Source organism: Pseudomonas muyukensis, from assembly GCF_019139535.1.
Taxonomy (GTDB): domain Bacteria; phylum Pseudomonadota; class Gammaproteobacteria; order Pseudomonadales; family Pseudomonadaceae; genus Aquipseudomonas; species Aquipseudomonas muyukensis.
The window spans coordinates 845,445-866,173 of the sequence record NZ_CP077073.1; the positions used below are offsets into that span (position 1 = coordinate 845,445).

Genomic DNA, 20,729 nt, shown 5'->3' on the forward strand with positions numbered 1-20,729 from the left:
CAAGGATGAAGAGAGCGCCGCGTGGAATCCGAAGTCAGTCGAGTCCAACTCAGCCACGATCCACGCAGTCAGCATGACGACCCGCTGCTGGACAGTCTGCTGACCCTGTGTGTCCTGCATCAGAAGCCCGCCAGCCGGGCCATGCTGACCACCGGGCTACCCTTGCCCTCCCAACGCCTGACCGCCGAGCTGCTGCCCCGTGCCGCCGCTCGCGCCGGGCTGCAGGGGCGGTTGCTGCAGCGCAAGCTGGAGCAGATCCCGAGCATCGCCATGCCGGCCATGCTGCTGCTCAAGGAAGGCCGCTGCGCCGTCCTGCTGGGCTGGGAGAACGACGACACCGCGCGCCTGCTGCTCAGCGAAAGCGACGGCGGCGAGGTGCTGGTGACCCGCGAAGCCTTGCAGGGCGACTACAGCGGCAAGGTGTTCTTCGCCCAGCCGCAGCACAAGTTCGACGTCAACCACGGCAACCTGATTCCACGGGCGCGCTCATGGTTCCGTGACACCCTGCTGCGCAGCAAGTGGCTGTACATCGATGCCATCGCCGCCAGCCTGGTGATCAACCTGATCGCCCTGGCCGCGCCGCTGTTCGTGATGAACGTGTACGACCGCGTGGTGCCCAACCAGGCCACCTCGACCCTGTGGGTGCTGGCGGTCGGCATCGCCGGCGCCTACGTCTTCGACCTGATTCTCAAGGGGCTGCGCAGCCTCTGCCTGGACCTGGCCGGCAAGAAGACCGACCTGATCATCTCGGCGACGCTGTTCGAGCGCATCGTCGGCATGGCCATGAAGTATCGCCCGGCGCGGGTCGGCAGCTTCGCCCAGAACATCCATGAGTTCCAGGGCCTGCGCGACTTCCTCGCCTCGCTGACCCTGACCAGCCTGATCGACTTGCCGTTCACCTTGCTGATCCTGATGGTCATCGCCATCATCGGCGGGCACCTGGTGTGGATCCCGATCCTGGCCTTCCCATTGGCCCTGGGGATCGGCTATGCCTTGCAGAAGCCGCTGATGTCGACCATGGAGCGCACCATGGCGCTGGCCTCCGAGCGCCAGTCGAGCCTGATCGAAACCCTCGCCGGGCTGGACGCGGTCAAGGTCAACAACGCCGAGAGTGAGCGCCAGTACATGTGGGAGCAGACCCTCGGCACCCTCAGCCGCCTGGAACTGCGGGTCAAGGTGCTGTCGGGCCTGGCCATGAACATCACCGCGTTGATCCAGCAACTGGCCGGCGTGGCGATGATCTGCGTGGGCGTGTACCTGATCATCGACGGCAACCTCAGCATGGGCGGCCTGGTGGCCTGCTACATGCTCAGCGGCCGCGCCCTCGGCCCATTGGGCTCGCTCAATGGCCTGCTGGCCCGCTACCAGCAAGCCAAAGTGACCATGGTCGCCACCGACCAGATGATGGAACTGCCCCAGGAGCGCAACTTCGAGGAACGCCCGCTGAGCCGCCAGGTGCTGCAGGGCGCCATCGAGTTCCGCGGCGTCGAGTTCACCTACCCCAACCAGCAGAACCAGGCGCTCAAGGGCATCAACCTGAGCATTCGCCCGGGCGAGAAGGTCGGCATCATCGGCCGCAGCGGCTCGGGCAAGAGTTCGCTGGCCAAGCTGATCGTCGGTTTGTACGAGCCGGACAACGGCTCGCTGCTGGTCGATGGCGTGGACATTCGCCAGATCGACGTCAGCGAACTGCGCCACAACATCGGCTACGTGCCCCAGGACATCCAGCTGCTGGCCGGCACCCTGCGGGACAACCTGGTCAGCGGTGCCCGCTACATCGAGGATGAGCTGATCCTGCAGGCCGCGGAGTTGGCCGGCGTACACGAATTCGCTCGCCTGCACCCCGACGGCTACGAACTGCAGGTCGGCGAACGGGGCCAGAACCTTTCCGGCGGCCAGCGGCAGAACGTTGCCCTGGGCCGGGCGCTGTTGCTCAACCCGCAGATCCTGCTGCTCGACGAACCCACCAGCGCCATGGACAACACCGGCGAGGAGCGCCTCAAGCAGCGCCTGGCGGCGGTTGTCGAAGGCAAGACCGTGTTGCTGGTCACCCACCGCGCCTCGTTGTTGTCGCTGGTGGACCGGCTGATCGTCATCGATCGTGGACAGATTGTCGCGGATGGCCCGAAAGCCGCCGTCATGGATGCGCTGAAGAAGGGGCAGATCAGTGTTGCATAAGCTGGATATGGGGCGTTTCAAGGACAGCCTGCGCCGTTATTTCAAAGGCTCCGAATCGCTGGCCGGGCAGCCCCTGCCCGAGGTCAACAAGGCGCTGATCGAGGACGCGCCACGGGTGGTGCGCCTGACCATCTGGGGCGTGATCGCGTTCTTCCTGTTCCTGATCGTCTGGGCCAGCGTGGCGCCCATCGACGAGGTGACGCGCGGCGAGGGCAAGGCGATCCCGTCGTCCAAGGTGCAGAAAATCCAGAACCTCGAGGGCGGTATCGTCGCCGAGATCTTCGCCAAGGAAGGGGAGGTCGTCGAAGTCGGCCAGCCATTGCTGCGCCTGGACGAAACCCGCTTCGCCTCCAACGTCGACGAGACCGAGGCCTCGCGCCTGGCCATGGCCCTGCGCGTACAGCGCCTGAACGCCGAGGTCGAGGACAAGCCGCTGCAGATCGACGAGGAGCTGCGCAAGGCCGCGCCGAGCCAGGCGGCCAACGAACAGTCGCTGTACCTGAGCCGACGCCAGCAGTTGCAGGACGAGATCGGTGGCCTGCAACAGCAGTTGGTGCAGAAGCAGCAGGAGCTGCGCGAGTTCAACTCCAAGCGTGCCCAGTACGCCAACAGCCTGCAGCTACTGCGCCAGGAAATCGCCATGTCCGAACCGCTGGTGGCCCAGGGCGCGATTTCCCAGGTCGAAGTGCTGCGCCTGCGCCGCGCCGAGGTCGAGAACCGTGGCCAGATGGACTCCACCGCCCTGGCCATTCCCCGTGCCGAGGCGGCGATCAAGGAAGTCCAGAGCAAGATCGAAGAGACTCGCGGCAAGTTCCGCAGCGAGGCGCTGACCCAGCTCAACGAAGCCCGGACCGAGTTGAACAAGGCCACCGCCACCAGCAAGGCACTGGACGACCGGGTGCACCGCACCATGGTTACCTCGCCGGTGCGCGGCATCGTCAAGCAGTTGCTGGTCAACACCATCGGCGGGGTGATCCAGCCGGGCAGCGACATCATCGAGATCGTGCCGTTGGACGACACCCTGGTGGTGGAGGCGAAGATCCTGCCCAAGGACATCGCCTTCCTGCACCCAGGCCAGGAAGCCACGGTCAAGTTCACCGCCTACGACTACACCATCTATGGCGGGCTCAAGGCCAAGCTTGAGCAGATCGGTGCCGACACCATCACCGACGAAGACAAGAAGACCACCTACTACGTGATCAAGCTGCGCACCGAGAAGAGCCACCTGGGCACTGAGGAGAAGCCGCTGCTGATCATCCCGGGGATGGTTGCCACGGTGGACATCATGACCGGCAAGAAGACCATCATGAGTTACCTGCTCAAGCCGATCATCAAGGCCCGTAGCGAGGCGCTGCGCGAGCGCTGATTGGCGATCACGTTGCTCTGTCGCCTGCTTCGCCAGCAAGCTGGCGCCTACGGCTTTGGGGGCTGCCAGGCCTTTATCCGTAGGCGCCAGCCTTGCTGGCGAACACCGGCACAGCCGGTGCCCTCCACCGCGCCACCTGCTTCGCCAGCAAGGCCGCGATCATTTCAGGTACTGCGCGGCCGCCGAGGCCAGGGTCCGCGCGATCTCCTCGCGCAGCGCCTGCGGCGCCTCCACCACCAGCCCATCCCCCTGGCTCAGCAGCCACCAGCGCAACGACCAGCCGTCGGCCACGGTCGCGCGCAGCCTGTGCCCCTGCTCCAGGGCCGTCAGCTGCATGTCGCCGGTCAGCGGCGCCTCGCGCAGGCGCCGCGCCAGCAGGTCGCTGATCCACGCCTGCAATTCGATACCGTCCTCCTGCCCAGGCTGCAAGGTGTCGCCGCGCAGGTAGCCATGCAGGTCGAAATTGCCGCGCAACTCGCTGCCGGCAGTGGCTGACCAGTGCCAGCCGAACGGAATGCTCTTGTCGTTGCGCTCCAGCGGGAAGATCAACGACAGCTCGTTGAGGTCGCGCTCGACCGTGCGCTTGCTGACACTGAAACCCACGTCACGCAGGCGCCACACCAGTTCGGCACTGGTGATCCCGGGGGAGCGACTGGGCAACTGGCGCAGCAACGCCCATTGTCGGCTGAGGGTGGCGCGGGTGGTGGCGAACGGCAAAAGGAAACGTCCTTGTCTAGGCTTGCCGGCATAGGATGGCGGCACGGGCGGGGCATGGCAATTGGCCACAGCCCTGCTCAGATCAAGGAAGCGGCAATTGGTTGCCTGGCTTTGAATCGTTCGCGACAGGTTTTGTCGTGCCATCGCGCAGAATCACGCCTCAACACAGTGGAGGTTGGAGCTGTGGGTCGTTCAATGAGGATGAACATGTCTGCCGCCAGCAATATCCATTCGCTGCTTGCCCGGCTGCTTCCCGAGCGGATCGTGCCGGCGCCGGCGCGCCCGGGCCAGCGTCACCGGCTGTTCGCCGGGGTCGGCATGCCCAGCCAGCAGGCACTGCCCGGCGAGCGTTTCGGCCTGATCGATCGCCTGGACGAAGCGGTCGACTTGCAGGCGGTGTATCACGACCTGTGTCGCCAGGCCCTGCTGGGCAACGTGGCGGCGCTCAATGACCTGGGCTGGATCTGGCTCAACGGCAAGTACTGGCGCGGCGACACTTCGCTGGCCGGCCACCTGCTGCGCATGGCGGCGTTGCAGGGCAATGCGGCGGCCTGGTTCAACCTGGGGCAGCAGCACTACTTCGGCAAGGGCGTGGAGGTCAGCTACGCCAATGCGGCGGAGTACTACCGGCATGCCTTCGAGCGCGGCATGGTGCATGCCGCCGCGGCCTTGGGCGATTTGTACGAGGAGGAGGTCTGCGAGGGCGACCAGGTGTGGCAGGTCGATCCGCTCGAGGCCTACCAGTGGTTCCTGCGCGGTGCCCAGCGCGGCGAAAAGCGTTGCCGTTTCGAGGTTGGCTATCGCTTGCTGCATGGCGTGTACGTGGAGGCCGACACCCGGGCCGGGCTGTACTGGCTGGAACTGGCGGCGGCGACCGGGGTGATGCATGCCGCCGAGGAGTTGGCCGTGTACTTCAGCAGCCGCGACGCGACGCGCTACCTGGGCTGGCGTGACCAGGCCATCCAGCTGGGCAGCACCCTGGCACTGACCATGAAGCTGGAAGACCAGATCCAGCCTTGAGCCAAGGCATGGCCGTAACTTATTGATTTAGCTTGACCCTGTGGGAGCGGCCTTGCGTCGCGAAAGGGCTGCGCAGCAGCCCCGGCAATTTCGAGGGTGGCTCAGAACCTGGGGCCGCTTTGCGCCCCTTTCGCGACACCAGGCCGCTGCTACAGGGATCGCGTTATCCGGCCGGATGGCGGGTAGATGAACAACCTTTCATCTGCTCCCCCTGTCGCCCCCGGTTGACGACAGGGGGAGGGCAGGGCGTATATTGATAGTTAGCAAACTATGAATATCCTCGGTTCTCACATGTCCCTCGACGCACTGCACCTGAAAATCAGCAGCGGCATGGTCGTGGCCGCCCGGCATTGGCGTCGCCTGTGCCAGGGGGCCCTGACCGGCTATGGCATTTCCGAAGCCTGCGCCGTGCCGCTGCTGATGATCGTGCGCCTGGGCGATGGCGTGCACCAGGTGGCCGTGGCCCAGGCTGCGGGCCTGGAAAGCCCGTCGCTGGTACGCCTGCTCGACCAGCTGTGCAAGGCCGGCCTGGTGTGCCGCAGCGAAGACCCGCTGGACCGTCGGGCCAAGGCCCTGAGCCTGACCCCGGCAGGGCGCGAGCTTGCCGAGTCGATCGAAGGCGAGTTGGTGCGCCTGCGCCGCGATGTGCTTGCCGGCATCGACCAGGCCGACCTGGAAGCCACCCTGCGGGTGATCCGCGCCTTCGAAGAGGCGGACCTGCCAGCATGAACGGCTTCTTCAGCTCGGTTCCCCCGGCCCGCGACTGGTTCTACGGCGTGCGCACCTTCGCCGCCTCGATGATCGCCCTGTACATCGCCCTGCTGATGCAGCTGCCGCGCCCGTACTGGGCCATGGCCACGGTGTACATCGTCTCCAGCCCGTTCCTCGGCCCGACCACCTCCAAGGCCCTGTATCGCGCCCTGGGCACCTTGCTTGGGGCCGGCGGGGCGATCCTGCTGGTGCCGCCGCTGGTGCAGTCGCCCTTGCTGCTGAGCATCGCCATCGCCCTGTGGACCGGCACCTTGCTGTTCCTCTCGCTGAACCTGCGCACCGCCAACAACTACGTGCTGATGCTGGCCGGCTACACCTTGCCGATGATCGCCCTGGCCGTGGTCGACAACCCGCTGGCGGTGTTCGACGTGGCGTCCTCCCGGGCCCAGGAGATCTGCCTGGGGATCGTCTGCGCGGCGGTGGTCGGCGCGGTGTTCTGGCCACGCCGGCTGGCGCCGGTGGTGCTGGGCTCGGCCGGCAGCTGGTTCGCCGAGGCGATCCGCTACAGCGACACCTACCTTGCCCGCGAAGCCAGCGCCGACAAGGTCGGCGGCATGCGCGGCGCAATGGTCGCCACCTTCAACACGCTGGAGCCGATGATTGGCCAGCTCGGCCACGAAGGCGCCGGCCCGCACACCCTGAAGAACGCCCGCGAGCTGCGTGGGCGAATGATCCACCTGCTGCCGGTGATCGACGCCCTGGACGATGCCCTGGTGGCCCTGCAAAACCGCGCGCCGACGCAGTTCGCGCAGCTTCAGCCGGTGCTCGAGCACGCCCGCGAATGGCTCAGGGGCACCGCCGACAGCGCCGCCGTGGCACGCTGGACCGCCCTGCACGAGCAGATCGACCGCCTGCAGCCTGGCGCCGCGGCGCTCGATCAGCGCGACCAGTTGCTGCTGTCCAACGCCCTGTACCGGCTGACCGAATGGGTCGACCTGTGGCAGGACTGCTGCACCTTGCAGCATGCCTTGCGCAAGGACGACGCCACACCCTGGCGCGCGGTCTACCGCCACTGGCGCCTGGGCCGGCTGACACCGTTCTTCGACCGCGGGCTGATGCTCTACTCGGTGTTTTCCACCGTCACCGCCATCGTCGTCGCCTGCGGCCTGTGGATCGGCCTGGGCTGGAACGATGGCGCCAGCGCGGTGATCCTCGCCGCGGTGTCGTGCAGCTTCTTCGCCGCCATGGACGACCCGGCCCCGCAGATCTACCGGTTCTTCTTCTGGACCTTGATGTCGGTGATCTTCTCCAGCCTGTACCTGTTCCTGGTGCTGCCCAACCTGCACGACTTCCCGATGCTGGTGCTGGCCTTCGCCGTGCCGTTCATCTGCATCGGCACCCTGACCGTACAGCCGCGCTTTTACCTGGGGACCTTGCTGACCATCGTCAACACCTCGACCTTCATCAGTATCCAGGGCGCCTACGACGCCGACTTCTTCACCTTCATCAACGCCAACCTGGCGGGCCCGGTGGGGCTGCTGTTCGCCTTCATCTGGACCTTGGTGGTGCGCCCGTTCGGCGTCGAGCTGGCCGCCAAGCGCATGACCCGCTTCGTCTGGCGCGACATCGTCGAGATGACTGAGCCGGCGACCCTGGCCGAGCACCGCCAGGTTGGCGTGCAATTGCTCGATCGCCTGATGCAGCACCTGCCGCGGCTGTCGCAGACCGGCCAGGACAGTGGCGTGGCGCTGCGCGACCTGCGCGTGGGCTTGAACCTGCTCGACCTGCTGGCCTACATGCCGCGTGCCGGCCAGCAGGCCCGCCAGCGCCTGCAGACGGTGATCGAGGAAGTCGGCGGCCACTACGCCGCCTGCCTGCGCCAAGGCGAACGCCTGCATGCCCCGGCGGCGTTGCTGCGCAACATGGAGCGCGCGCGCCTGGCGCTGAACCTCGATGAGCTGCACGAGCGCGGCGATGCCCGCACCCACCTGCTGCATGCCCTGAGCGGCCTGCGCCTGGCGTTGCTGCCGGGCGTGGAAGTGATGCTCGAGCCTGCCGAACAAACGCAACTGCCCCCCGGCCTCGACGGAGCGCCCCTGTGATCGGTGAACTGGATATCAGCGGGGTGTTCCTGCCCACGCTGCTGGTGATGATGTTTGGCACCTACCTGTTGTTCCTTGGGGTGCACGCGGTGCTGGTGCGCCTGCACTTCTACCGCCTGGTCTGGCACCGGGCGTTGTTCAACGTTGCCCTGTATGCCGTGCTGCTTGGCGCGGTGGACCACTTTTGCCGAAGCCTGATGCTGCCATGAAAAAACCTTTGCTGACCCTGGGCCGCGTGGTCCTGACCCTGCTGGTAGTGACCTTCGCCGCCGTGCTCGTGTGGCAGATGGTGGTGTACTACATGTTCGCCCCCTGGACCCGCGACGGCCACATCCGCGCCGACGTGATCCAGATCGCCCCCGACGTGTCTGGGCTGATCCAGCAGGTCGAGGTGCGCGACAACCAGACCATCAAGCGTGGCGAGGTGTTGTTCACCATCGACCAGGACCGCTTCACCCTGGCCCTGCGCCAGGCCAAGGCGACCCTGGCCGAGCGCCAGGAAACCCTGGCCCAGGCCTCCCGCGAGGCGCAGCGCAACCGCAAGCTGGGCAACCTGGTGGCGGCCGAGCAGCTGGAAGAGAGCCAGTCCCGCGAGGCCCGCGCGCGCTCGGCGGTCAACGAGGCCCAGGTGCAGGTCGACGTTGCCCAGCTCAACCTCGACCGTTCGGTGGTGCGCAGCCCGGTCGACGGCTACCTCAACGACCGCGCCCCGCGCGCCCACGAGTTCGTCAGCGCCGGCCGGCCAGTGCTGTCGGTGGTCGACAGCGCCTCCTACCATGTCGATGGCTACTTCGAGGAAACCAAGCTGGGCGGCATCCACATTGGCGACGCCGTGGACATCCGCGTGATGGGTGATACCACCCGCCTGCGTGGCCGTGTACAGAGCCTGGCCGCCGGCATCGAGGACCGCGACCGCAGCAGCGGCGCCAACCTGCTGCCCAACGTCAACCCGGCGTTCAGCTGGGTGCGCCTGGCCCAGCGCATTCCAGTGCGCATCGCCTTCGACGAGGTGCCGGAAGACTTTCGCATGATCGCCGGGCGCACCGCCACGGTCTCGATCATCGAGGGGCAGCAGCCATGAAACAGCTGATTCTGGCGGGGCTGTGCCTGTCGCTTGGCGCCTGCATGATGGTCGGCCCCGACTACCAGCTGCCCAAGGACGCCGCCGTGCAGCGCGAAGACCTGAACGGCCCGCTGCGCCAGGACGCCGACAGCGTGGTGTCGGCGCCGGTGCCCGAGGATTGGTGGCAGCTGTACCAGGACCCACGGCTGAACCAGCTGGTGCGCCAGGCGCTGAGTGCCAACACCGAACTGCGCGTGGCCGCCGCCAACATCGCCAAGGCCCGTGCCCAGGTGGAAGTGGCCGAGTCGCAAGGCGGCTTCAACGGTGGGGTCAAGCTGGGTGCCCAGCGCCTGCAGGAGTCCGGCGAGGCCTTCTTGCTGCCGGAGAAAGTGCCGGTGGCCAATATCGGCGAGGCGATCATCAGCGCCAGCTACCAGTTCGACCTGTGGGGCACCTTCAAGCGCGGCACCGAGGCGGCCAAGGCCAATGCCGACGCCGTGCAGGCCGCTGCCGACACCGCGCGCATCACCCTGGTGGCCGACGTGGTCAAGGCCTATACCCAGGTGTGCTCGGCCAACGAGGAATACCATATCGCCCATGAGTCCCTGGACCTGCAGCAGCAGAGCGTGCAACTGACCCAGCGCCTGCGTGACGCCGGGCGTGGCGACGAGACCCAGGTGACCCGGTCGCAGACCCAGTTCAAGTCGCTGCGTGCCGAGTTGCCACGTTTCAAGGCCGAGCGCGAGGCCGGGCTGTACACCCTGGCCGCGCTGCTGGGCAAGCCGCTGGAGCAGTTGCCGGCGGGCACCGCCGATTGCGCCGAGCTGCCGCAGTTGGCGCAGTTGATCCCGGTTGGCGATGGTGCCGCGCTGCTCAAGCGTCGCCCCGACGTGCGCCAGGCCGAGCGCCAGCTGGCCGCGGCCACCGCGACCATCGGCGTGGCCACCGGGGCGTTGTACCCGGATATCAGCATCGGCGCGCAGATCGGCACCATCGGCCTGGCCAAGAACCTCGGCGAGCCCTCGGCCAATCGTTGGGGCTTTGGCCCACAGGTCAGTTGGAACATTCCCACCAACGGCACCCGCGCGCGCATTCGCATGGCCGAGGCCTCGACCCAGGCGGCGCTGGCGCATTTCGACGGGGTGGTGCTCAACGCCATCCGCGAGACCCAGACCCGCCTGGCGCAGTACAGCGCGCTGCTGGACCGGCGCGATGCGCTGGCCGACGCCGAGCGTTCGGCGAAGGAGTCGGCGGACCAGACGCACCTGCGTTACCAGGTGGGGCGTGAGTCGTTCCTGGCGGACTTGCAGGCGACCCGCACCTACACCGATGTGCGTGCCCAGCTGGCGGCGGCCAACAGCCAGGTGGCGATGGGGCAGATTGGCGTGTTCCTGGCCTTGGGCGGCGGCTGGAAGGACAGCGCCAGGCCTTGATGGCTGCGGACACGTTTCCTTGTAGGAGCGGCCTTGCCGGGGCGCCGGACCGGTCGGAAAGGGCCGCATAGCGGCCCCAGGGATTTGTGCATCACGGCTGAATCCCTGGGGCCGCTATGCGGCCCATTCGCGACACAAGGCCGCTCCTACAGGGAATGCGTACTTAGTTCAGCACCCGTGCCGGCTCATCCGGCGGCAGGTTGTCGCGGCCACGCGGCGCTTTGGGTTGCCCAGGCAGCGAGCCGCCCAGTTGCTCCGCCAGCTGCTGCGCCACATCCTCGCCCAGCGCCTTCGACACATCCCGCACCACCCGCGGGCGGTTCAGCGTCACCCGCCGGTCCTGGCCCTTCACCAGCTTGGTGTCCTGCCCTTCACCCATGGCGGTGAACGCCGAGGTGATTTCGTAGGTGCGGGTGTTGATCAGGCTGAAGTCGGCGACCACCGTCAGGCCCAGCACCGCCGAGTAGCTGTCGGTGTGGTCCAGCGAGTTGATGTCCTGCTGGAAGTCGATGTCCGACAAGGTGCCGAACAGCACATAGTCGGCGCCCTTGAACGCGCCGTTCTTGATGCGCCGGATCACGTCGTACACGTCTTCCTTCGCGTCGGCGGTGTAGGGGCGGCCCTGGACCAGCTGGAACATGCCGGTCTTGAGGATCTCACCCTTGATGTCGCCACCGAACTTGCGCAGTTCGGTCTGCTCGATGTAGCTGTTGAGGCTCTCGAACTCGCTGTAGCTCGACTGGCCGCTGGCGTGGTACATGCCGGCCTGGCCGCTGCTCTGGGCGTTGACGGTGTGGATGTACTCCTCCACCTGCGCCTGGTAGGCCAGGTCGGTCACCGCCACCTTGGGGGCCGCCTGCGCGGCGAAGGCGCAGGCCAGGCCAATGATTGCCATCCATGCACGCATCGATCAGCGCTCCGTGGTCTTGCGGATTTCTTTTTCGTCCATCCACTCGGCCAGGCCGCTTTCCACGTCGATCAGTTGCAGGCTGAACTTGTAGAACACGTCCTTGTAGTCGCTGCTGCGCTTGACGATGGAGCTGATCGAGCCTTCCAGGCGGTACTTGGCGGCAATCATGTTGCCGGTCTTGGCCACGGTCTTCTTCTTGTACAGGCCGCTCTGGTTCTGCAGCTTGAGCTGGTCGACCTGGCTTTGCATGTCGGTGTTGTCGCTGGCGAAGCGCGCCACGCCGGACTTCATCAGCTGGGTCTTGATCGAGGTGGTGATCTCGCGGGTATCGATGTACTCGCTGGTCTTGTTCTTCACGTCGTACACCTGCACCACCGGACGGCCGTGCAGCACGCCGGACTGGGCCAGGGAGCGGGTCATGCTCTCGGCGATCATCTGCAGGTCGGTGGAGCCGAACTCGTTGGTGACCAGCTCGACAGCCTTGCTGTCGCCGTAGCTGATGTTCTTGCCGCCAAGAACCGGCGAAGGGGTGCTGCAGCCGCTGACCAGGGCGATGGCGATGGCGGCGAGGGAAAGGCGTGCAAACATGGAACGTGCTCCTGAAAAGGGTTACCGGGTGTGGACTTCGAGGCGGAAGTCGCGGGCAGCGGGGGTGGGGGCGATGGCCGGCAGGAACTTGGCCTGCTTGCCGTACAGCGGCAGGGCCTTCCAGCTTTCTTCGTCGGCTACCGGGAAGCCGTCGTCGCCCAGCCAGGCGAAGCGGTAGTAGAGGGTCTGGTTGCTGCGGCTGGTGTTGTTCAGCGCCACGTTGACGGTGAGGAAGCCGTTTTCCCGGGCGACGCGCATCTGGCCGACCTCGATGTCATCCAGTTGGCCCATGGTCACCACCTTGCTGGCGGCGCTGCCGGGGGCGGGAGGCGGGGTGGCGCAGCCGGCCAGCAGGGCGACGGCGGCCAGGGCGAGGCATGTTTTGCGCATGTGCGATCCTTGTGCTTACTTGAGGCTGGCGACGGCTTGCGCCGGGGCCTGCGGGGTGACTTCGACGGCCGGGCCGCCAGCGAATACACGGTTGCCGACCACGCGCAGGCTCACCACCTGGTAGGGCCGGTCGATCTTCACCTTGACCTGGGTGCCACCGAGGTTCGACGGCAGGTTCAGCTGGTGCTCGCCAGGCTTGAGACGGACCCGCGCCACCTGGGTCTGGTCGGGCAGGGTGCGCCAGGTGCGGGTGTCGGCGCCTTCGAGCACGCTGGAGGCGATGCCCACCACCAGGCCGGCCATGGGGTTGGCCTTGTTCAGGTTTTTCTGCGCCACGCCGCGGCTGATGGCGCGCACGCTGGTACGCAGGATGATGCCCGGCATGTCGTCGCGCAGGGCCCGGCGCGACATGGCGCTGGTGCTGTTGAGCGCGGTCAGGGCCAGGGCGCGGTCGTCCAGGCGGATCTCGCCCAGGTGCGCGGTGGAGGTGTCGTCGCGAATGATCGGGAACGACAGCGGGGTGATCACCAGGTTGTCCTCGATCGGCAGCGGCAGCGGGATACGGATCGAGTCCCGGGCCGGGGCCAGGCCGCTCTGCACCACGATCAGCACGTCGCTTTCAGTGGCCTTGGCGCTGTTCTTGTCCAGCTCGAGCAGGGCCTGGTCCAGCAGCGGGGTGTTCGGTCGCAGTTCGGCGGCCTTGCGGTAGCCGGGGGCGGCCAGGCCCTTTTCGCCGAGGGCTTCGTAGACGAAACCGGACAGGTAGTGGCTGAAGGCGCTCTGGTAGCTGTTCTTCAGGCTGACCACCTCCGGGGCATCGAGGCTGGCGACCGGGTAGCCTTGCAGGTCCTTGTATTCGGTCTTGATGCCTTCCTGCTCGGCCGCTTCCTCGCGCTTGAGGTACTCCTTGTCGCGCAGTTCGGCGATCACCGCTTCGCGCTCGTGGGTCTTCTTGATCTCGGTGCGGGCACCATCGAAGTCGTTCTGCGCCAGCAGGTTCAGGGCCATCTGCGTGGTCAGCATGACCTTTTCGTAGTCATAGCCTTCGTAGCGGCGGACCTTGTCGTTGACCAGGTAGCTGCCGAACTGGCTGAGGTACTTGTCGGTGTCGAGCTTGACCGACTCTTCCCACTGGAACACCACGCTGTCGGCGGCGCGCCAGGCGTCCTGGCTGCCCTTGAGGTCGCCCTTGGAGCGCAGCAGCTCGCCTTTTTCGAAGTAGTAGAGCAGGTCTTTCTGCTCGCCCTTGTTGTGGTTTTCCAGCAGGGCGAGGGCGGCATCGACGTTGCCGGCGGCCAACTGCTTGTTGGTCTCCTGCAATTCGCTGTCGTAGCTGCGAAAGACCGAGCAGCCGGTGAGCTGCACGGCGGCGAGCAAGGTCGCCAGGGTCAAAGCGCGGGATACCATCGGACTTCTTCTTTCCCTGAAACAAATGAGCCGCGCGGGCGGGGGCGGCAGATCCCTCTGTTTATCGCCAGAACCTCTCGATGGAGGCGCCTTGATTGCTAATAGCTATTACGGCGGCGCGGGATTATACCCAAAGTAGTAGCCTGGTGATGGCGAATTGCTTCGCAACTTCGGCGGGTTTGCCATCAGTCGTAAAAGCCGGTCGGACGGCGTCGCTCGATGAATTTGTCACGGGATTTTTCATGAAATCTGCCCCTGAGCCTTGAGTGACACAGAGTGGAAGTGAACAATGTTCTCTTTCGTATTTACGTCGAGATTGGCCATGAATTCCCGTTCCCGTCTGTTCGCCTGGCTGCCCGCCTTGTTGCTCGGCCCGCTGCTGGCGCTGTGCAGCGCCCCGACGCTGGCCGAAGCCCCGGCCGATGCGACCAAGGCCCTGCACCTGCTGGACTACATCGGTGCCGACTACCCGCCGACGGTGCGTGACGGCCAGGTGGTGGACGACGGTGAATACCGCGAGCAACAGGAATTCAGCGGTGTGCTGGCCGAGCTGATCAAGGGCCTGCCGGACAACCCCGAGCGAAGCGCGTTGGCGCAGGGCGTGCAGGGCCTGCGCGAGGCCATCGAGCAGCGCCAGGATGGCGCCGGGGTGGCGCGCCAGGCTCGCCAGCTAGGCGCCCGCCTGGCCGTGGCCTACGAGGTCAGCCAGGCCCCGGTGATCACCCCGGATCCGGCCCGTGGCGCCGCGTTGTACGCGCAGAACTGCTCGATCTGCCACGGCGACAGCGGCCTGGGCGACGGCCCGGCCGGCACCGGGCTCGAGCCGCCGCCGGCCAACCTGCGCAGTGTCGAGCGGCTCGACCACCTGAGCCTGTTCGACCTGTACAACACCCTTGGCCTGGGCATCGAAGGCACCGAGATGCCGTCGTTCGCCGACCAGCTCGACGAGCGCCAGCGCTGGGACGTGGCGGCCTACATCGCCAGCTTCACCGCCGATCCGCAGGCAGCCAAGGGCGACAAGGCCTGGAACCTTGCCGACCTGGCCCGGCAGACCCCGGCCGAGGTCGCCGCCAGCGAAGGCGCCGGTGCCGTGGCCGCGTTCCGTGCCCAGCGCGCGCAGCCGCCGCAGGCCAAGCGTGGCCCGGCACAACTGCTCGAGTACACCGCCAGCACCCTGGACAAGAGCCTGGCAGCCTACCGTGCCGGCGACCACGACCAGGCCTATGACTTGTCGGTGGCGGCCTACCTGGAAGGCTTCGAGCTGGTGGAAAGCTCGCTCGACAACATCGACACCCAGGCCCGCAAGGACACTGAGAAGAGCTTGATGGCCTACCGCCAGTCGCTGCAGGACGGCCTGCCGGTGGCCCAGGCCGAACAGCGCCTGGCCGAGGCCAAGGCGAAACTGGACGAGGCCGCCAAACTGCTGGGCAGCGATGGCCTGAGCTGGTCGCTGAGCTACATTTCCGGTCTGCTGATCCTGCTGCGCGAGGGCCTGGAAGCGATCCTGGTGCTGGCGGCGATCCTCGCCTTCCTGCGCAATACCGGCCAGCAGTCGGCGGTGCGTAGCGTCAACATCGGCTGGGGCCTGGCGCTGGTCGCCGGCTTCGCCACCTGGGCCCTGGCCGCCTATGTGATCGACGTGGGTGGCGCCCAGCGCGAACTGCTCGAAGGCTGCACCGCGCTGTTCGCCGCGGTGATGGTGCTGTGGCTGGGGGTATGGATGCACGACCGCCGCCACGCCGCGGCCTGGCAGGACTACATCAAGAGCAGCCTGGTCAGCGGTGGCGGGCGCTTCGGTTTTGCCGTGCTGGCGTTCTTCTCGGTGTACCGCGAGTTGTTCGAGGTGATCCTGTTCTACGAGACCCTGTGGCTGCAGGCCGGGCCCGCCGGGCACCAGGCGGTGCTGGCCGGCGGTGCCACGGCGCTGGTGCTGCTGATGGGCCTGGCCTGGGTGATCCTGCGCGGCTCGGCCAAGCTGCCGCTGTCGCTGTTCTTCAGCATCAACGCGGCGCTGCTGTGCGCGCTGTCGGTGGTGTTCGCCGGGCATGGCGTGAAGGCGCTGCAAGAGGCCGGTGTGCTGGGTACGCGGCCGGTGGCGTTCTTCGAGTTCGATTGGCTGGGCATCCATGCCGATGCCTACTCGCTGAGCGCGCAGGTGCTGGCGCTACTGGCCATTGTGGTGCTGTACGGACGTAGCCGCCTGGCCGAGAAGCGCCGAGCGGCGGCCAACTGATCATAGGCTGGGACCGCCAGGCCGCGCCCACAGTGGCCGTGTCTACCTGAGACCTGGTGTTGCCCCCGTGCAAGACAGTCGCAGCCACAGGCATACTGGTCACTTTGTGGGAGCGGCCTTGTGTCGCGAAAGGAGGGCGCAGCCCTCCCAGCTTTGCGAGGATACGAAAGCAATGCGTGTATGGATCGATGCCGACGCCTGCCCCAAGGCGGCCAAGGACCAGATCGTCAAGTTCGCCCTCAAGCGCAAGCTGGAGGTGGTGATGGTCGCCGGCCAGCCGCAGATCAAGCCGGCCTTCGCCTGCGTGCGGCTGATCGTGGTGCCCAGCGGCATGGACGCGGCCGACGACTACCTGGTAGAGAACGCCGAGCCTGGCGAGTTGGTGATCTGCAGCGACGTGCCGCTGGCCGATCGCTTGATCAAGAAGGGCGTGGCGGCGCTGGACCCGCGCGGCCGCGAGTTCGACGAACGCAACATGGGCGAGCGCCTGGCAGTGCGCAACCTGTTCACCGAGCTGCGCGAGCAGGGCCAGGTTGGGGGCGGGCAGGCCCCTTATGGCGAGCGTGAGAAGCAGGCGTTTGCCAATGCGCTGGACCGGATCCTGACCCGCTTGTCCAAAGCCTGACGCTATCGCGCAAGCATTCGCCTAGCGCTGTGGGAGCGGCCTGGTGTCGCGATGGGGCGCGTAGCGGCCCGATCTCGGCATCATGCAAAATCGCCGGGGCCGCTACGCAGCCCATCGCGACACCAGGCCGCTCCCACAGGGACCGCAGCAGCCATGAGTCTGCGCTTTACCTGTAGGCGATGAGGTCGGTACACCCGCGTTTATCAGTCGTTCTCGTGGGTCAGCTCCAGCACCCGGTCCACCAGCTTGTAGATGCCGCTGGCGGCTTCGCTGATCGACTTCGCCTCCATGTACGCCGGGGTGGTCACCAGCTTGCGCTGCACATCCTCGACGATGTCATGCACATCGCATTCTTCATGGGTGCCGCCCATCTTCACCACCGCCGCGCTGGTGCCGGCGTCCTTGCCAATGGTGCAGACCACGCCCGGCCCGTAGATCTTCGCCGCCAGCGCCGGCGAAATGCAGATCAGCCCGACCGGCTTGCAGGCATCGGCGAAGGCTTCGGCCAGGGCCAGCACATCCGGCTGCACGCTGCAGTTGGCGCCCTCGACGGCAAAGTTCGAAAGGTTCTTCGCCGCGCCGAAACCGCCGGGCACGATCAGCGCGTCGAAGTCCTCGACCTTGGCTTCGCGAATATCCTTCACCGCGCCACGGGCGATGCGCGCCGACTCCACCAGCACATTGCGCGACTCGGGCATCTGCTCCCCGGTCAGGTGGTCGATCACATGCATCTGCGCGATGTTCGGCGCGAAGCACTGCACCTGGGCGCCGCGCTGATCCAGGCGCAGCAGGGTTATCACGCTTTCGTGGATTTCGGCGCCGTCGTACACGCCGCAACCGGACAGAATCACCGCAACTTTTTTCGTCATGCTCAATACTCCAGTGTCGAGGCACTAAATGTCCTCTAGTTTGGCAGATGTATCCATGGGATTTGCCCGGCAGGCGGCCTAATCTTCGTGGATAACCTTGGAGGTGGCCGTTCATGGACCTGATTCTGCTGGCCGTGCCGTTCTTCTTCGTGCTGATCGCGGTCGAGCTGATCGCCGACCGCATGCGCGGGCGGCACAACTACCAGCTCGCCGACTCGATCAACAGCCTCAGTACCGGCGCGCTGTCCACCAGCACCGGGCTGCTGACCAAAGGCGTGGGGTTGGTTACTTACGCCGTGGCCTGGGAGCACCTGGCCCTGTTGCGCTTGCCCGTCGATGCCTGGTGGACCTGGGTGTTCGCCTTCGTGCTCTACGACCTGTGCTACTACTGGCTGCACCGCCTCGGGCACGAGCGCAACGTGCTGTGGGCGGCGCACTCGGTGCACCACCAGAGCGAGGAGTACAACCTCACCACCGCCCTGCGCCAGACCAGCAGCGGCTTCATCTTCTCGTGGATCTTCTACCTGCCGCTGGCGTTGCTGGGCGTGCCGCCGCTGGTGTTCATCACCGTGGCCTCGCTGAACCTGCTGTACCAGTTCTGGGTGCACACCCGGCACGTGCCCAAGCTGGGCTGGCTCGAGTGGATGTTCATCACGCCGTCCAACCATCGCGTCCACCATGCGCAGAATCCTGTGTACTTGGATCGCAACTACGGTGGCGTGTTCATAATCTGGGATCGGCTGTTCGGCACCTTCCAGGAAGAAGACGAACGTGAACCGGTGATCTTCGGCGTGACCACGCCGCTGGCCAGCTGGAACCCTTTGTGGGCCAACCTGCAGTTCTATGCCCAGCTGTGGCACGACGCCCGGCGTGCCGGCAGTTGGTGGGACAAGCTGCGTATCTGGTTCATGCCCACCGGCTGGCGCCCGGCGGACGTGGCGGCGGCTTATCCACAGGCCAAGCAGGACCTGGCAGGCTTTCGCAAGTTCGCCATCCCGCTGGGCGGCGCGCAGCAGCTGTACGTGACGGCGCAGTTCGCGGTCTATGTGGCGTTGGGCAGTTACTTGATGGATTCGGCCGAGCGGCTGTCGCCCGCGGCCCTGGTACTGGGCTGGACGCTGATGGCGTTCGGCTTGTTCGTGCTGGGCGCGGCGCTGGAGGACCGGCCCTGGGCGCGGCGCCTGGAGTGGCTGCGGCTGCTGTCGAATGCGCCGGCCCTGTACCTGGCCGGCGTGCTGGGCTTAGCGCTGGTCGCGCCCCTGTCCTGGCTGTTGCTCCTGGGCTACAGCCTGCTCAGCCTCGGCGGCCTGGCTCTGTGCCGCCGCGCGACGCTCGGCGCGGCTGTTGCGAAAACGCCGGCGCAGCCACAGCAGCAGGCCCAGCACCAGCAGGCCGCCGAGCACCCATAGCTCGTATTTCTTGATGCTGCCCAGCATGCCTTCGAGGATCGCGCCGAAGTGGTAGGCGGCCAGGCCCAGCGCCAACGCCCACACCGCGGCGCCGATGCCGTTGAGCAGCAGGTAGCGGCGTGGCGGGTAGCCGGACAGGCCGATGGCCACCGGCATCACCGTGCGCAGGCCGTAGACGAAACGGAAGCTCAGCACCCAGATGTCCGGGTGGCGGCGGATGTGTTCCAGCGCGCGGTCGCCCATGGCCTGCCAGCGTGGCTTGCGGGCGAGGATCTTGCGCCCGTGGCGGCGGCCCATGAAGTACCACAGCTGGTCGCCGGCGTAGCTGCCACAGAAGGCCACCAGCACCACCAGCTTGATATCCATGTACTCGCGGAACGCAAGAAACCCCGCGAGCACCAGGATGGTCTCGCCTTCGAAGAACGTGCCGAGAAAAAGGGCAAAGTAGCCGAAATCGTTCAGGAATTGTTGAAGCATTTTCTGGCGTGCTGGCGAAATGAACGCGCAGCCTACCCCTTCGGGCGCCTTGGGGAAAGTGTCCAAATGTGTCTCGACGTGAACATTTCCTACAAGGACAATGTCTGCGGCCACAAGTCGCAGGGTTGCCTCAGGGCGTAACACAGGCGTCATAATGGCCGCTTATAACTGTCGCGCTAGCCCGCCTGCGCGGGCTCAGGAGTCTGCCGTGAGCTTTACCCCCGCCAATCGTCTGTTTCCTGCTACCCGTCTGCGTCGCAACCGCCGCGACGAATTTTCCCGTCGCCTGGTTCGCGAAAACACCCTGACCGTCGATGACCTGATCCTCCCGGTATTCGTCCTCGACGGCGACAACCGCCGCGAAGAAGTGCCGTCCATGCCGGGCGTCGAGCGCCTGTCGATCGACCTGCTGCTGGAGGCCGCGCAGGGCTGGGTGGAGCTGGGTATCCCGGCGTTGGCGCTGTTCCCGGTGACCCCGACCGAGAAGAAATCCCTCGACGGTGCCGAAGCCTGGAACCCGGACGGCATCGCCCAGCGCGCCACCCGTGCCCTGCGCGCGCGCTTCCCGGAGCTGGGGGTGATCACCGACGTCGCCCTCGACCCGTTCACCACCCACGGCCAGGACGGCATCCTCGATGAAGAGGGCTATGTCCAGAACGACATCACCGTCGACGCCCTGGTGCGCCAGGCCCTGTCCCATGCCGACGCCGGCGCCCAGGTGGTGGCCCCCTCGGACATGATGGACGGCCGCCTCGGTGCGATTCGCGAAGCCCTGGAACTGGCCGGCCACGTCAACGTGCGCATCATGGCCTATTCGGCCAAGTACGCCAGCGCCTACTACGGCCCGTTCCGCGACGCGGTCGGCTCGGCGCTGAACCTGGGCAAGGCCAACAAGGCCTCCTACCAGATGGACCCGGCCAACAGCGACGAGGCCCTGCACGAAGTGGCCACCGACCTCGCCGAAGGCGCCGACATGGTCATGGTCAAGCCGGGCATGCCGTACCTGGACATCGTTCACCGGGTCAAGACCGAGTTCAAGGTGCCGACCTTCGTCTACCAGGTCAGCGGCGAGTACGCCATGCACATGGCGGCGATCCAGAACGGCTGGCTCAGCGAGGCCGTGATCCTCGAATCCCTCACCGCTTTCAAACGGGCAGGCGCCGATGGCATCCTGACCTATTTCGCCGTGCGTGCCGCTCAATTGATGAGAGGGCAGTAACGCCTTCCCAGG

18 protein-coding genes and 1 pseudogene are annotated in these 20,729 nt (G+C 66.3%); 12 read left to right on the top strand and 7 right to left on the bottom strand.

Annotated elements, in window-relative coordinates:
• Positions 1 to 21 precede the first annotated feature (21 nt).
• Together KSS95_RS03885 and KSS95_RS03890 are read left to right on the top strand one after the other, a co-directional pair.
• Complete coding sequence (locus KSS95_RS03885) at positions 22 to 2,178, top strand: type I secretion system permease/ATPase (RefSeq protein ID WP_217851823.1); 2,157 nt, start codon at positions 22 to 24, stop codon at positions 2,176 to 2,178.
• Between the two features lie 7 nt (positions 2,179 to 2,185).
• Positions 2,186 to 3,544 (top strand): HlyD family type I secretion periplasmic adaptor subunit, encoded by a 1,359-nt coding sequence (locus tag KSS95_RS03890; protein ID WP_177414250.1) that lies wholly within the window; start codon positions 2,186 to 2,188, stop codon positions 3,542 to 3,544.
• Positions 3,545 to 3,703: 159 nt separating this feature from the next.
• Here KSS95_RS03890 and KSS95_RS03895 read toward each other — a convergent pair whose 3' ends face one another.
• On the bottom strand, positions 3,704 to 4,261 hold the full coding sequence (locus KSS95_RS03895; protein ID WP_217851825.1) for a WYL domain-containing protein: 558 nt from the start codon (positions 4,259 to 4,261) through the stop codon (positions 3,704 to 3,706).
• 207 nt (positions 4,262 to 4,468) lie between these two features.
• Here KSS95_RS03895 and KSS95_RS03900 point away from each other — a divergent pair, with 207 nt between their 5' ends.
• The 6 genes from KSS95_RS03900 to KSS95_RS03925 all read left to right on the top strand — a co-directional run bounded on the left by KSS95_RS03900 (position 4,469) and on the right by KSS95_RS03925 (position 10,590).
• Positions 4,469 to 5,281, top strand: coding sequence for a tetratricopeptide repeat protein (locus tag KSS95_RS03900; RefSeq protein ID WP_217851826.1), 813 nt, complete (start codon positions 4,469 to 4,471; stop codon positions 5,279 to 5,281).
• Between the two features lie 291 nt (positions 5,282 to 5,572).
• Positions 5,573 to 6,010: a MarR family winged helix-turn-helix transcriptional regulator gene (locus tag KSS95_RS03905; protein WP_217851828.1), complete on the top strand. Its 438-nt coding sequence runs from the start codon at positions 5,573 to 5,575 to the stop codon at positions 6,008 to 6,010.
• On the top strand, positions 6,007 to 8,094 hold the full coding sequence (locus tag KSS95_RS03910; protein WP_217851830.1) for an FUSC family protein: 2,088 nt from the start codon (positions 6,007 to 6,009) through the stop codon (positions 8,092 to 8,094). Before KSS95_RS03905 ends, KSS95_RS03910 begins: the two co-directional genes overlap by 4 nt.
• Positions 8,091 to 8,303 carry a DUF1656 domain-containing protein gene (locus tag KSS95_RS03915; RefSeq protein WP_016392395.1) on the top strand — a complete coding sequence of 71 codons (213 nt, stop codon included), beginning with the start codon at positions 8,091 to 8,093 and terminating at the stop codon, positions 8,301 to 8,303. The genes KSS95_RS03910 and KSS95_RS03915 overlap by 4 nt, the downstream gene beginning before the upstream one ends.
• Positions 8,300 to 9,175 (top strand): efflux RND transporter periplasmic adaptor subunit, encoded by an 876-nt coding sequence (locus KSS95_RS03920; protein WP_217851833.1) that lies wholly within the window; start codon positions 8,300 to 8,302, stop codon positions 9,173 to 9,175. The genes KSS95_RS03915 and KSS95_RS03920 overlap by 4 nt, the downstream gene beginning before the upstream one ends.
• Positions 9,172 to 10,590, top strand: a complete 1,419-nt coding sequence (locus KSS95_RS03925; RefSeq protein WP_217851835.1) for an efflux transporter outer membrane subunit — start codon at positions 9,172 to 9,174, stop codon at positions 10,588 to 10,590. Before KSS95_RS03920 ends, KSS95_RS03925 begins: the two co-directional genes overlap by 4 nt.
• Before the next feature lie 163 nt (positions 10,591 to 10,753).
• Here KSS95_RS03925 and KSS95_RS03930 read toward each other — a convergent pair whose 3' ends face one another.
• Genes KSS95_RS03930 through KSS95_RS03945 form a run of 4 tightly spaced genes read right to left on the bottom strand, consistent with a single transcriptional unit; the run spans position 10,754 to position 13,885 of the window.
• Positions 10,754 to 11,497, bottom strand: a complete 744-nt coding sequence (locus KSS95_RS03930) for a penicillin-binding protein activator LpoB (RefSeq protein WP_217851837.1) — start codon at positions 11,495 to 11,497, stop codon at positions 10,754 to 10,756.
• A gap of 3 nt (positions 11,498 to 11,500) precedes the next feature.
• The gene (gene lpoB, locus KSS95_RS03935; RefSeq protein WP_134692869.1) at positions 11,501 to 12,088 is read right to left on the bottom strand and encodes a penicillin-binding protein activator LpoB; all 588 of its coding nucleotides are present in this window, start codon (positions 12,086 to 12,088) and stop codon (positions 11,501 to 11,503) included.
• A 21-nt stretch (positions 12,089 to 12,109) separates the two neighbouring features.
• Positions 12,110 to 12,478: a YcfL family putative periplasmic lipoprotein gene (locus KSS95_RS03940; RefSeq protein ID WP_217851839.1), complete on the bottom strand. Its 369-nt coding sequence runs from the start codon at positions 12,476 to 12,478 to the stop codon at positions 12,110 to 12,112.
• Between the two features lie 15 nt (positions 12,479 to 12,493).
• Positions 12,494 to 13,885 carry a COG3014 family protein gene (locus tag KSS95_RS03945; protein ID WP_217851841.1) on the bottom strand — a complete coding sequence of 464 codons (1,392 nt, stop codon included), beginning with the start codon at positions 13,883 to 13,885 and terminating at the stop codon, positions 12,494 to 12,496.
• 289 nt (positions 13,886 to 14,174) lie between these two features.
• On the opposite strand from KSS95_RS03945, the gene KSS95_RS03950 reads away from it, so the two are divergent.
• Positions 14,175 to 16,118 (top strand): cytochrome c/FTR1 family iron permease, encoded by a 1,944-nt coding sequence (locus KSS95_RS03950; RefSeq protein ID WP_217851842.1) that lies wholly within the window; start codon positions 14,175 to 14,177, stop codon positions 16,116 to 16,118.
• 172 nt (positions 16,119 to 16,290) lie between these two features.
• The gene (locus tag KSS95_RS03955) at positions 16,291 to 16,743 is read left to right on the top strand and encodes a YaiI/YqxD family protein (RefSeq protein ID WP_217851844.1); all 453 of its coding nucleotides are present in this window, start codon (positions 16,291 to 16,293) and stop codon (positions 16,741 to 16,743) included.
• Between the two features lie 203 nt (positions 16,744 to 16,946).
• Here KSS95_RS03955 and elbB read toward each other — a convergent pair whose 3' ends face one another.
• Positions 16,947 to 17,612, bottom strand: coding sequence for an isoprenoid biosynthesis glyoxalase ElbB (gene elbB, locus KSS95_RS03960; protein WP_217851846.1), 666 nt, complete (start codon positions 17,610 to 17,612; stop codon positions 16,947 to 16,949).
• A 182-nt stretch (positions 17,613 to 17,794) separates the two neighbouring features.
• Between elbB and KSS95_RS24540 the strand changes: the two are divergent.
• A pseudogene (locus KSS95_RS24540) lies at positions 17,795 to 18,352 on the top strand (sterol desaturase family protein); the annotation flags it as partial.
• 501 nt (positions 18,353 to 18,853) lie between these two features.
• Here KSS95_RS24540 and KSS95_RS03970 read toward each other — a convergent pair.
• Entirely contained in the window at positions 18,854 to 19,498 is a 645-nt protein-coding gene (locus KSS95_RS03970) for a DedA family protein (RefSeq protein WP_217851849.1), read from the bottom strand.
• 208 nt (positions 19,499 to 19,706) lie between these two features.
• Here KSS95_RS03970 and hemB point away from each other — a divergent pair, with 208 nt between their 5' ends.
• A complete protein-coding gene (gene hemB, locus KSS95_RS03975; protein ID WP_217851851.1) occupies positions 19,707 to 20,717 on the top strand; it encodes a porphobilinogen synthase in 1,011 nt (336 codons plus the stop codon).
• The last annotated feature ends 12 nt before the right edge of the window (positions 20,718 to 20,729 follow it).

What these genes read in the sequence shown, in the direction of transcription:
- KSS95_RS03950 (WP_217851842.1), top strand. Translation starts at nt 14,175, where the DNA reads ATGTTCTCTTTCGTATTTACGTCGAGATTGGCCATGAATTCCCGTTCC.
- KSS95_RS03900 (WP_217851826.1), top strand. Translation starts at nt 4,469, where the DNA reads ATGTCTGCCGCCAGCAATATCCATTCGCTGCTTGCCCGGCTGCTTCCC.
- KSS95_RS03925 (WP_217851835.1), top strand. Translation starts at nt 9,172, where the DNA reads ATGAAACAGCTGATTCTGGCGGGGCTGTGCCTGTCGCTTGGCGCCTGC.
- elbB (WP_217851846.1), bottom strand. Translation starts at nt 17,612, where the DNA reads ATGACGAAAAAAGTTGCGGTGATTCTGTCCGGTTGCGGCGTGTACGAC.
- KSS95_RS03930 (WP_217851837.1), bottom strand. Translation starts at nt 11,497, where the DNA reads ATGCGTGCATGGATGGCAATCATTGGCCTGGCCTGCGCCTTCGCCGCG.
- lpoB (WP_134692869.1), bottom strand. Translation starts at nt 12,088, where the DNA reads ATGTTTGCACGCCTTTCCCTCGCCGCCATCGCCATCGCCCTGGTCAGC.
- KSS95_RS03945 (WP_217851841.1), bottom strand. Translation starts at nt 13,885, where the DNA reads ATGGTATCCCGCGCTTTGACCCTGGCGACCTTGCTCGCCGCCGTGCAG.
- KSS95_RS03920 (WP_217851833.1), top strand. Translation starts at nt 8,300, where the DNA reads ATGAAAAAACCTTTGCTGACCCTGGGCCGCGTGGTCCTGACCCTGCTG.
- KSS95_RS03955 (WP_217851844.1), top strand. Translation starts at nt 16,291, where the DNA reads ATGCGTGTATGGATCGATGCCGACGCCTGCCCCAAGGCGGCCAAGGAC.
- KSS95_RS03970 (WP_217851849.1), bottom strand. Translation starts at nt 19,498, where the DNA reads ATGCTTCAACAATTCCTGAACGATTTCGGCTACTTTGCCCTTTTTCTC.
- KSS95_RS03940 (WP_217851839.1), bottom strand. Translation starts at nt 12,478, where the DNA reads ATGCGCAAAACATGCCTCGCCCTGGCCGCCGTCGCCCTGCTGGCCGGC.
- KSS95_RS03910 (WP_217851830.1), top strand. Translation starts at nt 6,007, where the DNA reads ATGAACGGCTTCTTCAGCTCGGTTCCCCCGGCCCGCGACTGGTTCTAC.
- KSS95_RS03905 (WP_217851828.1), top strand. Translation starts at nt 5,573, where the DNA reads ATGTCCCTCGACGCACTGCACCTGAAAATCAGCAGCGGCATGGTCGTG.
- KSS95_RS03890 (WP_177414250.1), top strand. Translation starts at nt 2,186, where the DNA reads ATGGGGCGTTTCAAGGACAGCCTGCGCCGTTATTTCAAAGGCTCCGAA.